Annotated in this window: 6 protein-coding genes and 1 pseudogene; 6 read left to right on the top strand and 1 reads right to left on the bottom strand. The window is 63.6% G+C overall.

All coding sequences use genetic code 11. The annotated features are described in order from the left end of the window. Positions 1-246, top strand: a pseudogene (locus tag ACKODO_RS08335) (3-deoxy-8-phosphooctulonate synthase); the annotation flags it as partial. Between the two features lie 75 nt (positions 247-321). Beyond that, complete coding sequence (locus ACKODO_RS08330; RefSeq protein WP_408982977.1) at positions 322-564, top strand: hypothetical protein; 243 nt, start codon at positions 322-324, stop codon at positions 562-564. Positions 565-569: 5 nt separating this feature from the next. Here the strand turns inward: ACKODO_RS08330 and queF are convergent, their stop codons facing one another. Further along, positions 570-1025, bottom strand: coding sequence for a preQ(1) synthase (queF, locus tag ACKODO_RS08325; RefSeq protein ID WP_408982976.1), 456 nt, complete (start codon positions 1023-1025; stop codon positions 570-572). Between the two features lie 445 nt (positions 1026-1470). Here queF and eno point away from each other — a divergent pair, with 445 nt between their 5' ends. From eno to ACKODO_RS08305, 4 genes are all read left to right on the top strand, one after another. After that, entirely contained in the window at positions 1471-2757 is a 1287-nt protein-coding gene (eno, locus tag ACKODO_RS08320) for a phosphopyruvate hydratase (protein ID WP_408982975.1), read from the top strand. 5 nt (positions 2758-2762) lie between these two features. Continuing rightward, the gene (locus tag ACKODO_RS08315; RefSeq protein ID WP_408982974.1) at positions 2763-3641 is read left to right on the top strand and encodes a DMT family transporter; all 879 of its coding nucleotides are present in this window, start codon (positions 2763-2765) and stop codon (positions 3639-3641) included. 45 nt (positions 3642-3686) lie between these two features. Next, positions 3687-4001, top strand: coding sequence for an FtsB family cell division protein (locus tag ACKODO_RS08310; RefSeq protein ID WP_408982973.1), 315 nt, complete (start codon positions 3687-3689; stop codon positions 3999-4001). A 288-nt stretch (positions 4002-4289) separates the two neighbouring features. Further along, on the top strand, positions 4290-5106 hold an 817-nt coding region (locus ACKODO_RS08305; protein WP_408982972.1), incomplete at its 3' end, for a thiamine pyrophosphate-dependent enzyme.

Below are 5106 nucleotides of genomic sequence, written 5' to 3'. Positions count from 1 at the left end.
ATCTTCGATGCGACCCATTCCGTGCAGCAGCCGGGCGGGCAGGGCGGTTCCACCGGCGGGCAGCGCGAATTCGTGCCGGTTCTCGCCCGCGCCGCGATCGCGGTGGGGGTTGCCGGTCTCTTCATCGAGACGCATGAAAACCCGGACAAGGCCCCCTCCGATGGCCCGAACATGGTGCCGCTCCACGAGATGAGGGCGCTGCTCGCGCGGCTCAAGGCCTATGACAAGGTGACGAAAAACCTCTGAGCGGGGTTGACTTTGGGCGACTGCATCGCCACCCCGGATGCCGGTTCTGCAACTCCCGCTTCAATCCTTCCCGCCATGTCCTCGACATCGCCTGTCCTGCTGGCTTTTCTGTTCGGCTTCTCCGCCCCGCAGACCGAGGGCGATTCCGCCTGCAACCGCATCCGCGAGAAGGAACGCCACGCCTATTGTCACTGCATCACGGCGCATGGCGGCAAGGTGGAAGAGCATCGCAATTCGGGCCGCTCCGCTTTCGCGCGCGAACCGGGCAAGCAGGCGGGGATCATGTCCTGCATGGAACGGCGCGGCTTCGGCGTCTGATCGGCTCAGCGGCCCCGATAGGGTGCCACGCCCTGATCGGGCAGCCAGATATTCTTCGGCGCCTCGCCATGCTGCCAGAAGACATCGATCGGGATTCCCCCGCGCGGATACCAGTAGCCGCCGATGCGGAAGAACACGGGCTCCAGAAGTTCCACGAGCTTCCGGCCGATGCCCACCGTGCAATCCTCGTGGAAGGCGCCGTGATTGCGGAACGCGCCGAGATAGAGCTTGAGCGATTTGCTCTCCACCAGCCACTTCCCCGGCACGTAATCGATCACGAGGATGCCGAAATCCGGCTGCCCGGTGACGGGGCAGATCGAGGTGAATTCCGGGCAGGTGAAGCGCGCGAGATAGGGGCTGTCCGGGTGCGGATTGGGCACGCGATCCAGAACCGCTTCCTCGGGGGAAGCGGGAGGGGCAGACGCCTTGCCAAGCTGCATGGTTTCGAACGGAGCGGCCATCGGATCATTTCCTGAGCGGAGTTTGGCGGGCTCTAACCTAAAGGCAGCCGCTCCGCCACCTCGGAATCGAGCGCGAGATCGTCGCGGGTGCCGGGAAGTTCAGGTTCTGACATGTGGATGCACGGGAAATCCCCATCCCGCCAGCGCGGCAGGCAGCCGGCGAGCCAGGCTGTTTCCGCGGCATCCGGGCGATCCGGCGCCACCAGCGGAAGATGCGCGCGAGATGGCTGACTTATCGCCTTTCCGGTTGCGAAATCATGCTCGCCTTCGGACCTGTTTTCCGAGCATGCCTGCTGGCAAAAAACCGGTTTCCACTTTTTCGCAGCATGCAGGTCTGTCCTTGTCGCATGCCTTCAGGGCGAAAAACCGGTTTCCACTTTTTCGCGGCATGCTCTAAGGAGCCGCCAGCGGGACTTGCGAAAAGCCATCTGGAGGAATTGGACTCATGACTTTGATTGTGGATGTGATTGCACGCGAGATCCTCGACAGCCGCGGCAACCCGACCGTCGAGGTCGATGTCGTGCTGGAAGATGGCGCGCTCGGCCGCGCGGCGGTCCCCTCGGGCGCTTCGACCGGCGCGCATGAGGCGGTGGAACTGCGCGATGGCGGCGCTCGCTATCTCGGCAAGGGCGTGACCAAAGCGGTTGAGAACGTCCTGACCGAAATCTCGGACGCGATCACCGGCATGGATGCCGAGGACCAGATCGCGATCGACCATGAGATGCTCAAGCTCGACGGCACGAAGAACAAGTCCCGCCTTGGCGCGAACGCCATTCTCGGCGTATCGCTCGCGGTGGCGAAGGCCGCCGCGGAATCCCGTGGCCTACCGCTCTATCGCTATGTCGGCGGCGCCAATGCCCGCGTGCTCCCGGTGCCGATGATGAACATCGTCAATGGCGGCGCGCATGCTGACAACCCCATCGATTTTCAGGAATTCATGATCATGCCGATCGGCGCGCCGTCCTTCGCCGAGGGCTTGCGGATGGGCGCGGAAGTGTTCCACACCCTGAAGAAGGCGCTGAAGGACAAGGGCCACAACACCAATGTGGGGGATGAGGGCGGGTTCGCGCCGAACCTCAAGAGCGCCGAGGCCGCGCTCGATTTCGTGATGGCCGCGATCGAGAAGGCTGGGTTCAAGCCGGGCCGCGACGGCGACATGGCGATCGCGCTCGATTGCGCTTCGACCGAGTTCTTCAAGAACGGCGTCTACGATTATCACGGCGAGAAAAAGAAGCGCGATATCAAGGCGCAGGTGAAGTATCTCGAAAAGCTCGTCGCGGATTACCCCATCGTTTCCATCGAAGACGGCATGGCCGAGGACGATTGGGAGGGCTGGAAGCTGCTGACCGATCGCATCGGTGCGAAATGCCAGCTCGTGGGGGATGATCTCTTTGTCACGAACGTTGCGCGCCTCAGCCAGGGCATCAGCACCCGGACCGGCAACTCCATCCTCGTAAAGGTGAACCAGATCGGCTCGCTGACCGAGGCGCTAAACGCCGTGGAGATGGCGCAGCGCGCGGGCTATACTGCCGTGATGAGCCATCGCTCGGGTGAAACCGAGGATTCCACCATCGCCGATCTCGCAGTCGCCACGAATTGCGGGCAGATCAAGACGGGCAGCCTCGCGCGGTCGGATCGCACCGCGAAATACAACCAGCTCCTGCGCATCGAGCAGGAACTGGGCGACATGGCCCTCTATGCCGGCCGTGCGGCGCTGAAGGCCCTGGCCTGAGCGCCATGACCCTCAGCCCGCGCGCCCTCGCGGCCTTGGCGATGCTCGGTGCCGTGACGATCTACGGCACCAACTTCGCCATCTCGCGCCATGCGGTGCTGAACGGCTTCACCGTCCTCGACATGACGGCCCTGCGCTTCGGCGTGGCGGCCGTCCTGCTTTTTCCATTGTTTCTGAAGGCCGGTGGCTTGCGCGATTGTGCCGGCATCGGCTGGGGCAGGGGGCTGATCCTCACCCTCTCCTCCGGTCTGCCGATGACGCTCCTGATGATGCAGGGGCTTTCGCTTTCGCCGGCCGCGCACGGCGCTTCCATCGGCCCCGGCACGGTGACGGTGATCGGCGCGGTGGGGGGCTGGCTCATTTTCGGGGCGGATCCCGGCCGGCGGGGCTGGCTGGGAATCGGGGTTGTTCTGGGTGGCCTCGCACTGATTGCGCTCGCAGCGACAACCTCCGGCGCGCGCAATGTGCTGCTGGGTGATCTTTGTTTCTTCGGAGTGGGCCTGCTCTGGGGAGGCTATCCGCTGCTGCTGCAATTGTGGAAGGTCGATGCTCTGCGCGCGACATCCGTGCTGGCCGTGCTCTCCGCGCTCGTCTTCTGGCCGTGGTATCTCTTCAACGGCGCGGAACGGTTGCTCGCCCTGCCGATCGGCGCAGTTTTTTTTCATGGCTTCAATCAGGGCGTGCTGAACATGATCATCGGCCTCTGGATGTGGGGACATGCGGTGAAGCTCGTGGGTGCCGCCGAATCGGGCAGGTTCCCGCCGCTCATCCCGGTCATCGGCACAATCTCCGCCATTCCGCTGCTGGCCGAATGGCCGGGCCCGGTCCAATGGGCGGGAATTGCGCTGATTGTCTCTGGCCTCGCGGTGACGAGCAGGCGGTGAGGGCATCCCAACCCTTCCTTAACGCTGATCGGCGATCATCGGGGCATGATCGTCCATACCCGCCGCCGCCGCATCCTCGCCCTCGTGGCTTTTCACAGCCTGGCCTGGAGCGCGAGCGCCTATTTCCTGCATTCCGCGCAGACCGGCGACCGCGGGCTTGCGGCCAAGCGTGAGGCCAAGATCCGCACCGAGGAGATCACGCGGGAAATCGCTGAATTCCGGGCTGAAAAACAGGCCTGGGAGCGTCGGGTCAGCCAGCTTTCGAACCAGAAGGTGGATCGCGACCTGATCGACGAACGTAATCGCGCCATGCTGAACCTCGTGCATCGCAGCGACGTGGTCATCCTCCTCGATCGATAGAGGCTTGCCGGATCGGCCATGCGCTGAACGCAGGGCTGGGCTGGGTTTTGAGCCCCAAGCTATTGTGCATCGCACAAAAGCGGCCGTTTCGTGACATCCCATGCGCCGATGGCATAGGTCTCTTTCTTGCGAAAAGCTTCTGGCGCTCGCCCGTTTGTGGCACTAGGCTTCTTCTCAAGTAGGCAATTCGAGGCAGGTCGTCCGGCTCGCAAGATCGGCGCCGAAGCTTCGAGGGAAGCGAAACGTCACCAGCTCCGCCCAGGCGGGGAGAGGATGCGAGGGGAGAAGATGGCAAGCAACGGAGCCCAGATCGCGGGCAACGCCACCAAAGGCGCGCCTGCTCCGGCGAAGAAAGCGGCAAAAGTCACGACGGCGAAACGCGCCACCGGCCCTAAGCCTTTCAGCAGGGAAGAAGATCTCCGCGCCTATCGCGACATGCTTCTCATCCGCCGCTTCGAGGAGAAGGCCGGACAGCTCTATGGCATGGGCCTCATCGGCGGCTTCTGCCACCTCTATATCGGCCAGGAGGCCGTGGTGGTCGGCATGCAGATGGCGACCATTCCGGGCGACCAGGTCATCACCGGTTATCGCGATCACGGCCACATGCTCGCCTGCGGCATGAGCGCCAACGGCGTCATGGCCGAGCTGACGGGCCGCAAGGGCGGTTACTCGCGCGGCAAGGGTGGCTCGATGCACATGTTCAGCCGCGAGAAACATTTCTATGGTGGCCATGGCATTGTCGGCGCGCAGGTCGCACTCGGCACGGGCCTCGCGTTTGCGAACCGCTACACCTCGAACGGAAATGTGAGCCTCGCCTATTTTGGTGACGGCGCCGCGAACCAGGGCCAGGTCTACGAAAGCTTCAACATGGCGGAGCTCTGGAGCCTGCCGGTGGTCTACATCATCGAGAATAATCGTTATGCGATGGGCACTTCGGTTTCCCGCGCCTCCGCGCAGCAGGATTTTTCGAAGCGCGGCGTCTCCTTCAACATCCCGGGCGAGCAGGTGGATGGCATGGATGTTCAGGCCGTGCGCGAGGCGGGGGCACGCGCCATCGCGCATGCCCGCTCCGGCAAGGGGCCATATATCCTCGAGATGCAGACCT

Source organism: Rhabdaerophilum sp. (assembly GCF_046092605.1).
Lineage (GTDB): Bacteria > Pseudomonadota > Alphaproteobacteria > Rhizobiales > Beijerinckiaceae > Rhabdaerophilum.
Note: the sequence above shows the minus strand (reverse complement) of the source record. Positions and strands in the feature narration are given on the sequence as shown.